13 protein-coding genes are annotated in these 15,366 nt (G+C 56.9%); 11 read left to right on the top strand and 2 right to left on the bottom strand.

Annotated features, from left to right (window positions below; translation table 11 throughout):
- The first annotated feature begins 9 nt into the window (after positions 1 to 9).
- The 10 genes from pgsA (at position 10) to amrB (ending at position 9,799) form a co-directional block, all read left to right on the top strand.
- Positions 10 to 606, top strand: coding sequence for a CDP-diacylglycerol--glycerol-3-phosphate 3-phosphatidyltransferase (pgsA, locus tag VEI50_06040; GenBank protein HXX74669.1), 597 nt, complete (start codon positions 10 to 12; stop codon positions 604 to 606).
- A gap of 44 nt (positions 607 to 650) precedes the next feature.
- Complete coding sequence (plsY, locus tag VEI50_06035; protein ID HXX74668.1) at positions 651 to 1,259, top strand: glycerol-3-phosphate 1-O-acyltransferase PlsY; 609 nt, start codon at positions 651 to 653, stop codon at positions 1,257 to 1,259.
- 121 nt (positions 1,260 to 1,380) lie between these two features.
- Positions 1,381 to 1,752, top strand: a complete 372-nt coding sequence (locus tag VEI50_06030; protein ID HXX74667.1) for a hypothetical protein — start codon at positions 1,381 to 1,383, stop codon at positions 1,750 to 1,752.
- A 106-nt stretch (positions 1,753 to 1,858) separates the two neighbouring features.
- Positions 1,859 to 3,694 carry a glutamate mutase L gene (locus tag VEI50_06025; protein ID HXX74666.1) on the top strand — a complete coding sequence of 612 codons (1,836 nt, stop codon included), beginning with the start codon at positions 1,859 to 1,861 and terminating at the stop codon, positions 3,692 to 3,694.
- An 84-nt stretch (positions 3,695 to 3,778) separates the two neighbouring features.
- Positions 3,779 to 4,909 (top strand): hypothetical protein, encoded by a 1,131-nt coding sequence (locus VEI50_06020; GenBank protein ID HXX74665.1) that lies wholly within the window; start codon positions 3,779 to 3,781, stop codon positions 4,907 to 4,909.
- Between the two features lie 4 nt (positions 4,910 to 4,913).
- Positions 4,914 to 6,170, top strand: a complete 1,257-nt coding sequence (locus tag VEI50_06015; GenBank protein ID HXX74664.1) for a DUF6754 domain-containing protein — start codon at positions 4,914 to 4,916, stop codon at positions 6,168 to 6,170.
- The gene (locus VEI50_06010; GenBank protein ID HXX74663.1) at positions 6,167 to 6,820 is read left to right on the top strand and encodes a hypothetical protein; all 654 of its coding nucleotides are present in this window, start codon (positions 6,167 to 6,169) and stop codon (positions 6,818 to 6,820) included. The genes VEI50_06015 and VEI50_06010 overlap by 4 nt, the downstream gene beginning before the upstream one ends.
- A 72-nt stretch (positions 6,821 to 6,892) precedes the next feature.
- Positions 6,893 to 7,735: a hypothetical protein gene (locus VEI50_06005; protein HXX74662.1), complete on the top strand. Its 843-nt coding sequence runs from the start codon at positions 6,893 to 6,895 to the stop codon at positions 7,733 to 7,735.
- A 14-nt stretch (positions 7,736 to 7,749) separates the two neighbouring features.
- A complete protein-coding gene (locus VEI50_06000; protein ID HXX74661.1) occupies positions 7,750 to 8,496 on the top strand; it encodes a hypothetical protein in 747 nt (248 codons plus the stop codon).
- 61 nt (positions 8,497 to 8,557) lie between these two features.
- The gene (gene amrB / locus VEI50_05995) at positions 8,558 to 9,799 is read left to right on the top strand and encodes an AmmeMemoRadiSam system protein B (GenBank protein HXX74660.1); all 1,242 of its coding nucleotides are present in this window, start codon (positions 8,558 to 8,560) and stop codon (positions 9,797 to 9,799) included.
- A gap of 97 nt (positions 9,800 to 9,896) precedes the next feature.
- On the opposite strand, the gene VEI50_05990 is transcribed toward amrB, so the two are convergent.
- Together VEI50_05990 and VEI50_05985 are read right to left on the bottom strand one after the other, a co-directional pair.
- Positions 9,897 to 10,418: a peptidylprolyl isomerase gene (locus VEI50_05990; protein ID HXX74659.1), complete on the bottom strand. Its 522-nt coding sequence runs from the start codon at positions 10,416 to 10,418 to the stop codon at positions 9,897 to 9,899.
- A gap of 89 nt (positions 10,419 to 10,507) precedes the next feature.
- A complete protein-coding gene (locus tag VEI50_05985) occupies positions 10,508 to 11,797 on the bottom strand; it encodes an MFS transporter (protein HXX74658.1) in 1,290 nt (429 codons plus the stop codon).
- A gap of 193 nt (positions 11,798 to 11,990) precedes the next feature.
- Between VEI50_05985 and VEI50_05980 the strand changes: the two genes are divergently transcribed.
- Entirely contained in the window at positions 11,991 to 15,344 is a 3,354-nt protein-coding gene (locus VEI50_05980; protein HXX74657.1) for an AsmA-like C-terminal domain-containing protein, read from the top strand.
- Positions 15,345 to 15,366: the final 22 nt, after the last annotated feature.

Below are 15,366 nucleotides of genomic sequence, written 5' to 3'. Positions count from 1 at the left end.
GGAGGGACGGTGAACTGGGTCATCGACATGTGGAAACAGGTGGGGCAGGAATCGATCAACGTCCCCAATCTGCTCACGCTCACGAGGATTCTCCTCATTCCGGTCTTTGTCATGCTGTTCGCGACGCCGGATCCACATCGATCCATCATCGCCGCGATCGTGTTTGTCGTGGCGGCGGTGACCGATCTGCTTGACGGCTATCTGGCGCGCCGGTCTGGGCAGGTCACCAAGCTCGGCAAGTTGCTCGATCCAATCGCCGATAAGCTGCTCGTCTTGTCGGCATTGATTCTGCTGGTCAACGTGGATCGCGTGAGCGCGCTGGTGGCGATTCTGATCATCGCCCGTGAGGTCGCGGTCACAGGCATCCGCGCCATTGCAGCGACCGAAGGGATGATCATCGCGGCAGAAACGAGCGGCAAATACAAGATGGCGTTGCAAGTGATCGCGATCGTGTTGCTGATTCTCGAGGGGACAGCCCTGTCTGCTCTGGGTAATCTCCACTTGGCCGGGATCGTCACCCTTTACCTGTCGCTCATCCTCGGGTATGCGTCCGGTGCTCAATATGTGTGGAGCTTCTGGAAGCAAGTGGCGACCAAGGGACTCTAGCCGTGCCTGACCGGATGCGTCGTTTCTCCAATACCTCTTGATCCATGGACGATCGGTTTCTCTGGATTCTTATGGCTGTAGCTGGGTATGGGCTCGGCGCCATTCCGTTCGGCCTTGTCGTGTCAAAGGCGATGGGTCTGGCCGATCCGCGTACGGTCGGCAGCAAGAATGTCGGCTTCACCAACGTGCTTCGCGCATCCGGCACGAAAGCCGGTGTTCTGACTCTGCTTGGCGACATGGGTAAAGGGTGGGTCATGGGTTGGGCCGCCATGCAGTGGCTCACCGATGAGCCTCTCATCATGGTGGTCGCGATCTCGCCGATTCTTGGTCATGTCTTTTCGCCATTCCTGAGCTTCAAAGGAGGCAAGGGGGTGGCAACGGCGCTGGGATCGGTACTGGGTCTCTCGCCATCGATGGGGGTACTCTTGTTGTTGATCTGGCTCGGAACGGTGGCAATCTGGCGCTACTCCTCTGCGGGGGCGCTCGCAGCATTCGGGGTGTTTCCGGTGGTGGCGATCGTCAACGAACAGCGACAGGAATTTCTCGTTTTCTCAGTGATCGTCAGTGCGCTGATTTGGTTCAAGCACAAGGACAACATCGTTCGGTTATGGAAGGGAACGGAAGGTAAAATAGGGCAGCAGACGCAAGAGTAGGAGCGGTTCGATCGGCGTTCTTTCTCACGGAGACCACACGATTGTCGAAGAATTGACTCTGTTTCACCCCCTCCATATAATGAATTTTCACGAGTGATTTCAGCCGTCCTTCCACACGGTTATGATCTCCTTCGCCAAAGCGTCGCTCGCACAGACATGGACCAGGGTTCGTCAGGGGTTCGCGCATGCCTTTTCAACGACAATCGAAACCGAAGTCTTCACCACCGAGGATCTGGCATTGCTTGAGCGGGTCGCGGATGCCGTGGTAAACGGGAAGATGGCGGCTCCGGCGACGGTGTTTCTTGAATCACTCGGTCCCATGAACTTTCTCGGTAGCCAAGCGCTGCATTTTTTTACACCCATCATCGAGATCGCTTTCAACGCCCAAGACGTTTCACAGATCGCTCATCTACTCGAACGGCGCGAGACGATCCCTCGCCTCCTTGCCTTGATCGAGACCCGCACTGCTCTGAAAGGCGCGGCGGCTCAATGACGCTCGGGCGTGAATCGTTACTCGTGAAGCGTATCCCGTTCCGAACTTCTTGTGTCTCACGACTCATGAAAGTCGAGCAACGCGGTCTTGGTCAGGTACGCTGCTGATGGCATCTGAACACCCGGCCAAGACCATCTCTCCGTTAAACGTCATCGTTGCGACCGACTGCGGCAGCACCACCACGAAAGCCATTCTCATCGAGAAAGTGGGCGAAGAGTACCGTCAGACGTATCGTGGTGAAGCGCCGACCACGGTTGAGGCACCATTTGAAGACGTCACGCGCGGCGTCTTGAATGCGATTGCCGAAATCGAGGAACTCTCCGGGCGCAAGATCCTCGACGGCGACAAGATTCTGACACCCAACCGGGCCGCTCAAGGCGACCCGAAAACCGGCGTCGATATGTACATTTCAACCAGCAGTGCCGGCGGTGGCTTGCAGATGATGGTGACCGGAGTGGTGCAGAACATGACAGGAGAGAGTGCGCAACGGGCGGCCCTTGGCGCCGGAGCCATCGTGATCGATGTGCTGGCGTCGAACGATGGCCGGCTGCCGCATGAAAAGATCGAGCGCATTCGTTCCATGCGACCGGACATGATTCTGATGTCCGGCGGGACGGACGGGGGTGCCGTTACACACGTGGTTGAGATGGCTGAATATGTCGCGGCGGCAGAACCACGGCCGCGGTTCGGTGCAACCTACAAGCTTCCGTTGATTTATGCAGGCAATAAGGATGCGCAGGAGCAGGTGAGGACGATTCTCGGAGAAAAGGCGGCCTTGGAGGTGACGGAGAACATCAGGCCGGTCCTTGAGCGTGAGAACCTCGCGCCAGCTCGCCATAAGATCCACGATTTGTTTCTTGAACATGTCATGCAGCAGGCACCAGGGTACAAGAAGCTGATCGAGATGACCGACGCGCCGATCATGCCAACTCCTGCGGCAGTCGGCGTCATCATGGAGACGATCGCGAAGCGTGAGCACCTGAACTTGATCGGCGTCGATATCGGCGGAGCAACGACCGATGTGTTTTCGGTCTTCGGCGGGGTGTTTAACCGAACGGTGAGCGCCAATCTCGGAATGTCTTATAGCGTCTCGAACGTGCTGGCCGAAGCCGGACTTCCGAATATCATGCGATGGGTGCCGTTTGGGATCGATGAACAGACCCTGCGCAATCGTATCAAGAACAAGATGATCCGCCCGACGACCATCCCGCAGACACTCGATGAACTGCAAATTGAGCAGGCTATTGCGCGCGAGGCTCTTCGGCTTGCGCTGATTCATCACAAATCGCTGGCGACCGGTCTCAAAGGCGTGCAGCAGGAACGGACGATTTCCGACGTCTTCGAGCAGCAGACGTCCGGCAAGACCCTCATCGACATGCTGAAGCTCGATCTGATCGTCGGCAGCGGCGGAATTCTTTCGCACGCCCCGCGGCGGGTTCAGGCGATGCTGATGATGGTCGATGCGTACGAGCCGCTCGGCTTCACTATGTTGTCGGTCGATAGCATCTTCATGATGCCGCACCTCGGCGTCCTGTCGACAATCGATGAGAAGGCGGCAACTGACGTTTTCGTGCGAGACTGCATGGTCTATCTTGGCACCTGCGTGGCTCCGATTGGTCGGGTAAAGGACGGCGAGCGTCTGGCGGATTACGGGATGACCTTTCCTGATGGTCGGGTGGTGAAGGACCAATTGAAGATGGGCGAACTGCGACACTTCCCGCTCGGGCTAAATCAGAAGGCCACAATCACCATGCAGCCGGCGAAGCAGGTCGATCTCGGAGCGGGCCCGGGCGTCTCGGTTTCACGAGAAGTGCAGGGCGGCGTGGTCGGCGTGATGCTCGACGGTCGTGGACGACCACTGCAGCTTCCAGTTGATGAGCAGACGAGGATCGCGGCGCTGATACAGTGGTTCAAAGCGGTGGATCTGTACCCGAAAGTATAGGCGAGGGGCGCGAGGCTAGAGGCGATAGGACGGATTGTGTTTCCTCTAGCCCCTTGCCTCGTGCCTCTAGCCAAAAGTTTTGATATGGCTCATTCCTACACACCAGGTTTGACCGTTACCGAGCAGGCCGTGATCCGCCGTCGGCGCCAATTGCCGATTCCCGGAAAGGTCTTAGTGCAGGCCGGCGACCGGGTGCAGGCGAATCAACCGGTGGCGAGAGCCGAATTGCCGGGAAAAGTCTATCCCCTGAATCTGGCGAATCAACTCAGCATCGCGCCGGAAGAAATCAAGGAGTATCTGGTCAAGAAAGAAGGCGAATCGATTCAGAAAGACGAAATCCTGGCGGAGAACAAGCCGCTGATTAAATGGTTTAAGACCGAGATTCGGTCTCCTGTCACCGGGACGGTGGAATCGCTGTCGATTGTCACCGGGCAGGTGTTGCTGCGTGAGCCGCCTCAGGTTCTCGATGTCCTCGGTTATGTGGATGGTTCGGTCGTGGAGGTGCAGCCCAAACAGGGCGTGACCGTCGAGACAACCTGCACGTTGATCCAAGGAATCTTCGGCATTGGCGGAGAAACCTGGGGAACCGTGTTCGTGGCAGCGAAATCGCCCGATGATGTGCTGACCCCGAACCATTTGACCGCCGACATGAAGGGCAGGATCGTGGTCGGTGGCTCGTTTCTCCCGGCTGAAACACTGACGAAAGCCAAACAATCTGGTCTTGCCGGGTTGGTCGTGGGTGGGATTCATGATAAGGATCTGCGCGCCCTCTTGGGCTATGACCTTGGCGTGGCGATCACTGGTACGGAGCAGGTGGGATTTACATTGATTCTGACGGAAGGATTCGGCACGATCCCGATGGCGCAGAAGACCTTTGCCCTGTTGTCGGCGCATGTGGGGCAGAAGGCCTCGATCTCCGGCTCGACACAGATCCGAGCCGGTGTGATCAGGCCGGAGATTATCATTCCCAAGGAGGCCGGGACTGTATCGGGGGCGGCGACAGCAACTGTCCAGCGCGAAGGGATACGCATCGGCGATCCGGTTCGAATCATCCGTGATCCTCTGTTCGGCAAGATAGGGCAGGTTTCCGCGCTTCCTCCGGACTTGCAAAAGATCCCGACCGAAAGCGAAGTACGGGTGCTCGAGGTGAAGTTCCATGACGGACAGACGACTGTCATTCCACGGGCGAACATTGAAGTGATCGAGGGTGCATAGCGGCATGATGAGACGGTTGACCAGCGTTCCGGTCTTCCTGCTTCCACTAACCGTCTCGCTTCTCTTTCCCTCAGTTCCCAACGCTCAGACTTCGCTTCCGCCGCCACAAAGTCTTGACCTGTACGATACTCCCAGCGATGGCGGAGGAAGTTTGACGGTCTTGTGGCCCGCCGCCTCCTATGACGGGCCAGACGTACGATACCAGGTGCTGATGGCGGAAGGGACGACAGTAACCGATCCCGCCGCGATGAAAGTAGTCGCTGAATTTCCTGCGAATAGAAGTTTAGTTCAACAGACTCGGCTTCCCTGGTGGACCCGTAAGGGAGAGCCGACGGACCACTTGTTTGTCATCAGGAGCGGCAAGGGGATCGAGCTCAAGGACGGCAATGGCTACTCCGTAGCGGTCGCGACGATCAGGGGGGACACACGCACCTTCTCTCCGGTGATGCACGCGACCCCGCAGCCAAATTGGTTTAATTGGAACGAAGTCAATAATCTCCTGATAGCCCTGTCCTTCGGCGGGCTGGTGTTTTATACGATCAGCCAAGCCAAGCGGCGTGACATTTTTCTTCGCCGGATTCCCGGCCTCGACGCGGTGGATGAAGCGATCGGCCGGTCGACCGAGTTGGGCAAGCCGATTCTGTATCTGACCGGTGCGCACGATATGAGTGATCCGTCTACCATTGCGGCGGCCGTGATCCTGGGCCGGGTTGCAAAACGGACCGCCGCCTATGAAACGGAATTGATGGTGCCGCATCGTGATCCGATTACCATGGCTGTCTGCCAGGAAATCACCAAGCAGGCCTATCTCGAGGCAGGCAAGCCGGACCTCTTCAAGGAAGATGCCAACTTCTTTATTACCTCCGACCAGTTCAGCTATACCGCGGCTGTCGACGGCATCATGCTCCGTAAGAAACCGGCGGCGAATTTTTTCATGGGGGCGTACTTTGCCGAATCGCTGCTGCTGACGGAGACAGGGGCCAGCACCGGAGCGATTCAGATTGCAGGGACCGACTCTGATCATCAACTGCCATTCTTCGTGACGACCTGCGACTATACGTTGATCGGTGAAGAGCTCTACGCGGCGAGTGCCTACCTATCGAGAGAACCGATCCAGATCGGTACGTTGCGCGGACAGGATATCGGGAAGGCGGTGTTGTTGACCGTGATTGGAGTGGGGACCCTGCTGGCAACTGTCGGCGTCGTCTTCCAAATGGAGTGGCCGCAGCTGTTTCTGGATTTCTTTAAGGACGTGAAATGATCTTCTTACGCCGGCAAGTTCCGCTTTTCATCACCTTGATCACCGGGTTGGTGTTCGCGGCCCAATACTATGTACCGCATCCTTCGTCAGAATTGCTGCTCACCTCTGCGACGAAATGGCTCCAGATCATTGGCGGCTTTGCCCTGGTGCTTGGGGTGACGAGCCTGTTTCATCTCCATGCGGTGAAGATCCGGCGGAAAGAAGTGGGATGGGGCTACAGCGTCGTGCTCTATGCCGGCATGCTCGGCACGATTACGGTGGGACTCATCGCAGGCGGCAAAGAAAGTGGTGCCGATGGAGTTTCGACCGCCTTCGGATGGGTCTATAACTTCATGATGGTGCCGTTGCAGGGAACCATGTTTGCGATCCTCGCGTTCTTTATTGCCTCCGCCGCCTATCGATCCTTCCGGGCGCGAAGCCGGGAAGCAGCAGTGCTATTAATCGCGGCGGTGATCGTCATGATGGGACGTGTGCCGCTGGGAGAATATCTGATCCCGTTGAGCGGGGACGTTTCGCAATGGATTCTTAACGTGCTTAATGCGTCAGTCAGGAGAGCAATCTTGATCGGGGTCAGTCTTGGGGCCGTTGCCCTGTCCCTGAAGATTATCTTCGGCATTGAACGGTCGTACCTGGGCGGCGGCAAAGAGTAGGAGGGGGACGTTAAACGTTCTTTGTTAAACGCAAGAGGATTTCACGGTTAACGATTCACGTTCAACGATTCTATGGCTTTCGCCGAACGCATGCTCAAGATCGATCGACGGATCATCTTTTTGGTGATCGGTCTCTGCACGCTCTTGCCCTTGCTCTATCCGGTCGGACTCCCAATCAAGATTTCTCCTGAAGTGCGGAGTGTCTATGACTACATCGATAAGCTTCCGGAAGGGTCTGTCTTTCTCTTGTCGCTGGATTTCGATCCGGCATCGAAACCGGAACTGCACCCTCAGGCCATTGCCCTGTTACGCCATGCTTTCCGGAAGAACCTCCGCGTCATCGCCATGACCTTATGGGTATCCGGCACCGGGATGGCCGATCAGCTGGTGACTCAAGTTGCCAAAGAGACGGGAAAAGAAAAAGGCAAGGACTACGTGTTTCTTGGGTGGAGTCCAGGCGGCTCAGCCGTCATCATCAACATGGGGCAGGACCTCTACACCTCATTCCCGAGCGACTATAACGGAAAGCCGACGAAGGGTCAGCCGGTCTTGGACGGTGTGCAGAGCCTCAAGGATGTGAGCTATGCGATCAGCCTCGCGGCCGGGAATCCCGGAGTCGAGGCCTGGTACGTGTTCGGCAAGGACAAATACAAATTCGAGTTGGGTGGCGGGTGTACAGGCGTGATAGCCCCGGGCCTGTATCCCCTATTGCGGAGCGGCCAGATCAACGGCTTAATCGGCGGGCTGCGCGGCGCAGCGGAATACGAAAGCCTCATCGGACAGAAGGGACGGGCTGTGGCCGGGATGGATGCACAATCAGTTACGCACGTGGCGATCGTCGTGCTGGTTGTGCTCTGCAATATCTTCTACTTTTCAATACGGCAGCAGGGCCGGCAACAGGGACAGGTCCGATAAAGGAAGGATCAGCGATGGATGAGTCAATCTTGGGAGCATGGGTGGCAACAGGACTGACCCTGTTCATCCTGTCCTTCCTCTACAGGGACAATCCGCTCTTCAAATTGGCCGAACATCTCTATGTCGGTGTGTCGGTCGGCTATACGATTGTCAAGGCCTATGACACAGTGCTGGTCCACCTCATTCTAAAACCCATCTTTGAGCAAGGTGAAATTGCGCTGCTGATCCCTGTCGCCATCGGGTCGTTGATGCTGACACGCTATGCGCCCAAGGCCTCGTGGCTCTCTCGCTATGCCTTTGCCTTCATTGTCGGGGTCGGGTCTGGCTTAGCCATTCCACGAGTGATCTCATCGTACATTCTTAAACAGATAGAAGACACGGTTCGCCCATTGATGATGCTCGTGCCGGGAGAGGGCCTCACGTTTACCTGGAACGTTCTAAACCCTGCCAGTGGTCTAAACACAATAATTATTTTGCTCGGGGTCAGCTCCGTCCTGTTCTACTTCTTCTTCTCGGTCGAGCATACAGGGCCGGGTAAAGCGGTGGCCCGGACGGGAATTCTTTTCCTCATGATTGCCTTCGGCGCGGCGTTTGGCTACACGGTGATGGCCCGTATGTCCCTGCTGATTGGTCGGCTGACTGATCTGATCGAATTCTCCAATCCCTCCTATGGCAGACCCACCGTCTGGCTTCTCTTGCTGACCGTGGGAACCCTGGTCTACCTGAACGGACGCGCCCAAGGCACGCCTCCGGACAAGTAGTAACAGCCTCCTTTCCCGTTGCAGGTCAGAAAAGTGGTCCGTTACAATGGCCGCTCGTACCATGACGATGACCACCACGAACGATCCCAAACAGTATCCGGTTCTGCGGAATCTCCAGTTCTCCCCCGTTAAAGAGGGAGAGGAGCAATATATCGTCCTGTGGGATCCCTCCGGGTTGAGCAAAGACAAGCTCGTCCTCCCCCTCAATTATTTCTTCATCGTCCAGCATTTTGACGGCGAACACTCGCTTCAGGATATCGTCGGCCTCTACCTGAAACGATTCGGCGAATTCCTCATGCCGAATAAGGTGGAGCAGCTCGTAGCTGATCTGGATCAGAAACTGTTCTTGGAAGGCGAACGGGCTGAGGCAGCCAAGCAGCAGGCTCGCAGTTTCTATCGTCAGAGTCCGCTGCGTCCTGCGGCTTTTGCGGGAAGGAGCTATGAAGCCGATGGGGCCAAACTGGCGAAGCAGATCGAGAATTTCTTTACGTCGAAGGAGGGGCCGGATTTCAAGGCGTCCGAGCATCGGGGGAAGAAGATTAAGGGACTTGTCGCGCCGACCTATGACCTCAAGCAAGCCGGTCCCATTTATGCCTGGGCCTATAAGGAGTTGCAGGAGGCGACGCAGCCGGATTTGTACGTGGTCATCGGAACCGCCTACGCCGGATTGGACAATCTGTTCGCCGTGACGGACAAAGATTTTGAAACCCCTCTAGGCGTGGTGCGATCAGATCGGGCAGTTCTCTCGACAATCAAAGAAAGATTCCCAATGGTGTTTGCCGGAGACCTCTGCCATCAGGCGGAACATGCTATCGAATTTCAACTGCCATTTCTGCAACACGTCGTTGGAACCAAGAAGCCGTTCACGATCGTGCCGATCCTTTGTTCGTTTTCAGCACTCAGTCTCTCAGATCAACACGTGAGGCAGTCCGTGGAGACTTTCCTCGGAGGCCTGCGCGACATCTTAACCGGATCGGGGCGGGACCATTGCATGATTGCGGCGGCAGAACTGGCTCACCTCGGAATGCGATATGGGGACAAGGAACCGCCGACCGACTTTTCCTTTCACCGCGCAATGCAGCACGATTTGGAAATGTTGAAACCGGTTGAAGAGCGGAAACCGGACGAGTTCGCGAACTACATCATCAAGGAAAACGATCAACGACGCATTTCAGGGTTCGCCCCCATTTATTCCTTGCTGCGGTTGATCGAGGCAGAGTCAGGGCAGGTTTTGCGGTACGACCGCGGGATCACCGATCAATACAATTCGACGGTGACGTACGCCAGCATGGCGTTCTTCTAGCTGTCAGCAGTCAGCCCTCAACTATCAGCTAACAAAAATGGATCATACAGCTCTGCAATCAGAGCTGCCGGCTGATAGCTGATTGATGACCACGATATCACTCCTTCACCGTCATTTTTATCTCGATCGGTTCGACTGGATTGTCAAACTCGTCGCGCGGAACCGCGGCAATCTTGTCGACCACATCCATGCCACGGAACACTTCCCCAAAGACGCTATAACGTCGATCCAATCCGCTGTTGTCCGCCAGGCAGATGAAAAATTGTGAGCCGTTGTCGTTGAAATCGCGCGTGCTCGTGCCATCCCGCGGCGTCTTTGCCATGGAGACCGCGCCTCGTTTGTGCGGGCGGTCACTCGGTTCCGGGTTCAGCCAATAGCCGGGCCCCCCTGACCCGTGCCTGCTTCGATCCGGTTCTTTGCTCAAGGGGTCGCCGCCTTGAATGATGAAACCGGGAACGATCCGGTGAAAGGTCGTCCCGTCGTAAAACCCCATCTTGGCAAGCTTGAGAAAATTGTCCAAATGGCGCGGAGCGTCTTCTGGATAGAAGCGAATCTTGATCTCCCCGAATTTGGTCGTGATGGTGACACGCGGGTCGATTTTCTTGAATTCCATCGTCATGGCGGCACTGTATCAAGCGCGAGCTATGAGCGGCAAGAGACACTCGGCGAAGGGCAAGAGAAATAAGACAGGCTTTGCGTTCAGTTCCTCTAGCCCCTGGCCTCTAGCCCCTTGCCCGGATCAATCCTGAGCCACATCAGCGCACCAGCCAGTGCGATCAACGCCGCGACGAGGAGCGATACCGGCCATCCCCAGTGATCGGCGAGCCACGGAGTCACTGTTGGAGAAAGGGCGCCACCCAGGTTGGCGCCGGTGTTCATGAGCCCCGATAGCGTACCGGCGTATGTTTTCGATAGATCAGTGGTCGAAGCCCAATAGGCACCGACGGCGAAATATAGCCAGCCCGCGCCCAATGAGAGACTAGCTACGGCCAACCACGGCGAGTCGACATACCCGCCGAGTGCGACGGTCAGTCCGGCGAGGCCCATGCCGGTCATGCCTGCCCAGACACGTCCATTCCTGACGCCGTATCGTGTGGCCAGTCGATCGGTCATCCATCCGCCCAGTGGACAGAAGACGAGCATGACCAGGAAGGGCGCTGCTGCGTAAAGCCCGCCACGGAGGAGATCGAAGCCTCGTACGTTCACGAGATACAGATAGAACCATGACATGTAAATGTATGCGAGATAGCCGAGACAGGTGTAGCTAGCGACAAGCCACAACAATGTGGGGCTCCGCGCAAAGACTCTCCAGGGTACAGCAAGAAATAATCCCGGTGCAGCGACTCGTGGGATCAAGGCTCGTTCCGCCTCGTTCGTCCAGGGATGTTCATGCGGATGATTTCTTGCGACGATCCACCAGAGCAATGCCATGCCTAGTCCCATCAGTGAGGCAAGATAGAAGACCGTCTGCCATCGCCAATTCACCATGATCCAGGCCGCGAGCGGTGGGGTGATGGCCGATCCGAGCCCGATGCCCCCGATCGCCATACCGATACCGAACCCGCGCGAGCCGGCCGGCAACCAGTCGGCCACTGCCCGATTGAACGCGGGAAGTGCGACCGCTTCGCCGACACCCAAGCTGCCTCGGACGACGGCTAATGCGCCGACAATGCCGAACAAGGCGACAAGGGACGTGGTGGCGGCTATGGCGGTCAGCGCGGTACATACCGACCACCAGATCAGTGCGAGTGTGAGGACGACCCTGGTCCCGCATCGATCCGCCAACCATCCGCCCGGGATCTGAAAGAGGGCATACCCGATAACGAACGATGAAAAGATCAGCCCCATCTCCTGGTCCGTGAGCCCATACGCCGGCATCATCTGCCTTGCTGTTACAGAAATGTTTACGCGATCGATATAGGTCACCATGCTCACGAGGAAGAGGAGTGCAAGGATGATCCAACGGATCTTCGTGGCAGAAGCGGTGGGGGCAGTCATCACGATGAATTGGATAGCGAACACTCTATCGGAATCGGCGCAGGATTATACCCCCTCTCGCGGGCCATCACCAGTGCGGTCTCGGCGGATCAAAACGAGAAAAATCCCTGTGAGGACGCAGACTTGGTGGATTTCATATAAGTGATTCGGTAAGATGGCATAGCGTTGGTTGTGATTTGTCTACGGAGCGTGAGTGTCCCGACCGAGCGTTCTCGTTATCCTCTTTGCCCTCCTTCTCATCGCCGGTGTGTCTTTTCTTCTCTTTTCGCCGTTCCTGACGGGCGACGACTACCTGAAGCAATTCTTCCTGGAGCAGCTGGAACAGAATCTGGGACGTAAGATCGACGTCCACCGGATCAAATTCGTTTTGTTTCCGAACATTCGTCTCGAACTGACCCAGGTCGGCATCCACGAACGGCAATCTGATCAGGTTGTGTTGGCGGCCAAAAAGGTGGATCTCGTTCTGCGTCTCTTGCCGCTACTTCGTAAGCAAGTGGTGGGAAAACGGTTGGTCATCGAAGAACCGACCCTGACGCTCCGCCGGGATCAAACCGGGCATTGGAATGTGCTCGATCAGGTTGTCCAAGGGGCAGCCACAGACCAGGATGCGTTACAGATGATGAGCCGGATGTTTCGTATTCGAGAAGCGATGCTGGTGAACGGGACGGTCACTATCATCGACGAGGCACGTCCGGACGGCCCACGCTCGATCAAGCTCGAATCAGTGGAAGCTGCCCTCAGAATCTGGGCCGAACAGGGACAGGCTGACGTACATGTCTCGGCCGTCCATTCCGGAGAGACCGGCGTGTCTGCAGCGTCTCTCGCCGGCAGGATAGCTCGTGTCGAGCAACCTTCTCTCACGACGAATGCTCCATCACAGCTCGTGCTGCAATTTGACGGGAGTATGGAAGCAGCCAATCTCAATCTTCGCGACCTTGCGGATTTCTTCGGGCCTCGCCCGCTGCCGGAACAGCTGAAAGGGACGATCAATCTGAGTGGCACCGTCAGAGCTCAGCCCGGCGTTGCCGGATACGACGTACTCTTGTCCGATCTCTCCGGAAAAGCGGGAAAACTCGCGCTGTCCGGAAAAGCGAGCCTCTCCGGGTTGATGTCGGCCCAACCGACCGTTGCGCTGACGTTTGCTTCGGCTCCCATCCGGTTGAACGAACTGCTGACGGTCATCCCTGCCCAGTGGATCCATCCGGAGTTAGCGGCTGTGATTCATGACCGTCAAATCGATGGGCAAATCGAAGCCGTGTCCGCGACCATCACAGCCTCTTCCGTTTCAGGGCCGCAGCTCTCAATCACCGGTGAGTTTCACGTGCGCGACGGAGAGGCGTTGGTGGGAGAAGATCGTGTCCCGTCCAAAGACCTCTCTGCCATTGTGTCCGTCGAGGCAGGCCGCATTCGCGTCTCCAATCTGACGGGCGTATACGGCGCGATCCTGATGAGCGACGGGAAAGCGCTGGTGTCATTTTTGGAAGCCGGACCGTGGCTCGAGCTGGAAATTACTGGGACGATGCCGGCCGCCGACCTGCTTCAATTTCTGTCCAAGACCGTCAAATCAGAGCGACTGTCACGGGTTTTGGCGTCCTCCCGGGAAGTCGAGGGACAGGCGGCGCCGACGTTTCGGATGGTCGGCCCACTCAATCAACCGGGAGGCGTCACGTTTGCCGGTGGAGAAATTACGGCGCAACAGATCAGCCTGACGAATCCCTCGCTCCCCGAGCGGCTCACGGCGCTTCAGGGACAATTTGTACTGCTCGACGGAGAGACGCGATTTGAGCACGTGCGAGGACACCTGGGCGATCTTGTGGTGGAAGTTCAGGGTGGAATGACCGGAGGGAGTGCCAGCGCGTTTCAGGATTTTCTCGTCCGTGTTCGAGGCGATGCCATCCACATGACGCAATTGCTCCCGCAGAAATCGCTTCCAGACGGAACAATCGACGGGATCATCAACGGCGATGTCGTGCTGACCGGATTGACGGATGCGCCGCGATTACGAGGAGAGGTGGTTTTGAACGAGGCGAAGGTCTTCCTGCCGGGGATGATTGAGAAGCCGGTCGGTGCGCCGGCTTCGGTCCAATTTGACGGCGAACTGTCGTTGAGTTCAGTACTGACGTTGACGCGTGTTGAACTGCAGCTGCCATCTCTTCGCCTTCCGATTAAAGGGAAACTGCAATTGGGCGAGCGTTTCTCGATCGATGCATCGCTGGCGACGGGAACGTTGTCCCTTTCCAGCCTGCCCGAATGGATTGCCAAAGGAGGATTTGAGGCGGGGAATATCGAACTGTCGCTCGACATGAAAGGCAAGGATCGGGATTGGCGAACCTGGCGGACGACGGGATGGCTTGCTCTGACGAATGGACTCATGACAGCAAGGGGGGTGGATAGCCCGATTCAAGACCTGTATCTTCGTCTCCATCTCGTGCGCAGCGGGGCGGAGCTCAAGCGGTTGTCGTTCCGGGTGGCGGATAGCGATGTGTCCCTTGAAGGGACTATCCGGAACTGGACGGTGAAGCCGATCGTCGCGGCCAAGATTGAATCGAATAACATGGACATCGATTTGCTGATTCCCAAAGGAGCGCGGTCGCCCATTCGAGATTTTCTTGAGATGTTGGCCGCCACCAGCAAAGTGAATGCAACGGCCGCCATCGCGCGCGGCCACTATAAACATCTGAAGTTTGGGAGTCTCTCTGCCAGAATCACGATTCAAGACGGAGTTCTGGATATCGATCGGCTGTCCGGTCAATCGCCTGACGGAGAAATCGCCGGTCGCCTTGTGGTGCAGTTGCCCCGTAATCAGCCGGCTGACACAGAAATCTCCTTGCGTGCGACGGGATTGGTCGTGGAAGATCTTCTCAAGCTGGTCGGATCCAGAGGGCCGGTGACGGGAGAGGCGCGAATCAGCGGGACGATTCGCGGCCACGGGCGAAACCCGCACGGCGTCTACCCGACGTTAAACGGCAAATTCGACGCCTTGGTTCGAGACGGGCGTATCTTTAAGTCACAAGATCGGGCGATTTGGAAGATCATCAGCATTCTGAATCTGCCCGCTGTGCTCCAGGGCAAAGTCGATCTGGAGAAGGAAGGGCTGCCCTACGACAAGATCACAGCGACGGTGACAGTCCAGGATGGTCTTTTCGAAACGGAGAATCTCATCATCGATAGTCCCATCATCAAGGTGACCGCCGCCGGCAACTACGATTTGCCGACGGACCAGCTCGACATGGTCTGGGCCGTGAGTCCGTTTGGGTCCTACTCGCAGTTCCTGAAGACGATCCCCCTCTTCGGGCGACTCTTTGCCGGTGACCGAAAGGGATTTGCCACGGCAATGTTCTCGGTCAAGGGCGCGATCGAAGATCCGGAAACGACTTACCTGCCGATGAAATCGTTTGCCGTCGGGCTCACGGGGCTCGGACAACTGGCCTTCGATTTGTTGAAAAACACCGTCACGCTGCCTCTTGATCTGATGACACCGAACGAGGACAAAACGACGGACAAAGAAGGTCAATTCGCGCCGGAACCGGCTCCATCCGTTCCTTGACCGACTTTAGACCTCGTGTTAG

Source organism: Nitrospiraceae bacterium (assembly GCA_035623075.1).
Lineage (GTDB): Bacteria > Nitrospirota > Nitrospiria > Nitrospirales > Nitrospiraceae > DASPUC01.
This window is presented reverse-complemented; position numbering and strand designations above follow the sequence as displayed.

Excerpts from the sequence above, each read along its gene's own strand:
- plsY (HXX74668.1), top strand. The coding sequence starts at position 651 with ATGGACGATCGGTTTCTCTGGATTCTTATGGCTGTAGCTGGGTATGGG.
- VEI50_06010 (HXX74663.1), top strand. The coding sequence starts at position 6,167 with ATGATCTTCTTACGCCGGCAAGTTCCGCTTTTCATCACCTTGATCACC.
- VEI50_06015 (HXX74664.1), top strand. The coding sequence starts at position 4,914 with ATGATGAGACGGTTGACCAGCGTTCCGGTCTTCCTGCTTCCACTAACC.
- VEI50_06020 (HXX74665.1), top strand. The coding sequence starts at position 3,779 with ATGGCTCATTCCTACACACCAGGTTTGACCGTTACCGAGCAGGCCGTG.
- VEI50_05985 (HXX74658.1), bottom strand. The coding sequence starts at position 11,797 with ATGACTGCCCCCACCGCTTCTGCCACGAAGATCCGTTGGATCATCCTT.
- VEI50_06005 (HXX74662.1), top strand. The coding sequence starts at position 6,893 with ATGGCTTTCGCCGAACGCATGCTCAAGATCGATCGACGGATCATCTTT.
- amrB (HXX74660.1), top strand. The coding sequence starts at position 8,558 with ATGACGATGACCACCACGAACGATCCCAAACAGTATCCGGTTCTGCGG.
- VEI50_05990 (HXX74659.1), bottom strand. The coding sequence starts at position 10,418 with ATGACGATGGAATTCAAGAAAATCGACCCGCGTGTCACCATCACGACC.
- VEI50_06025 (HXX74666.1), top strand. The coding sequence starts at position 1,859 with ATGGCATCTGAACACCCGGCCAAGACCATCTCTCCGTTAAACGTCATC.
- VEI50_06000 (HXX74661.1), top strand. The coding sequence starts at position 7,750 with ATGGATGAGTCAATCTTGGGAGCATGGGTGGCAACAGGACTGACCCTG.
- VEI50_06030 (HXX74667.1), top strand. The coding sequence starts at position 1,381 with ATGATCTCCTTCGCCAAAGCGTCGCTCGCACAGACATGGACCAGGGTT.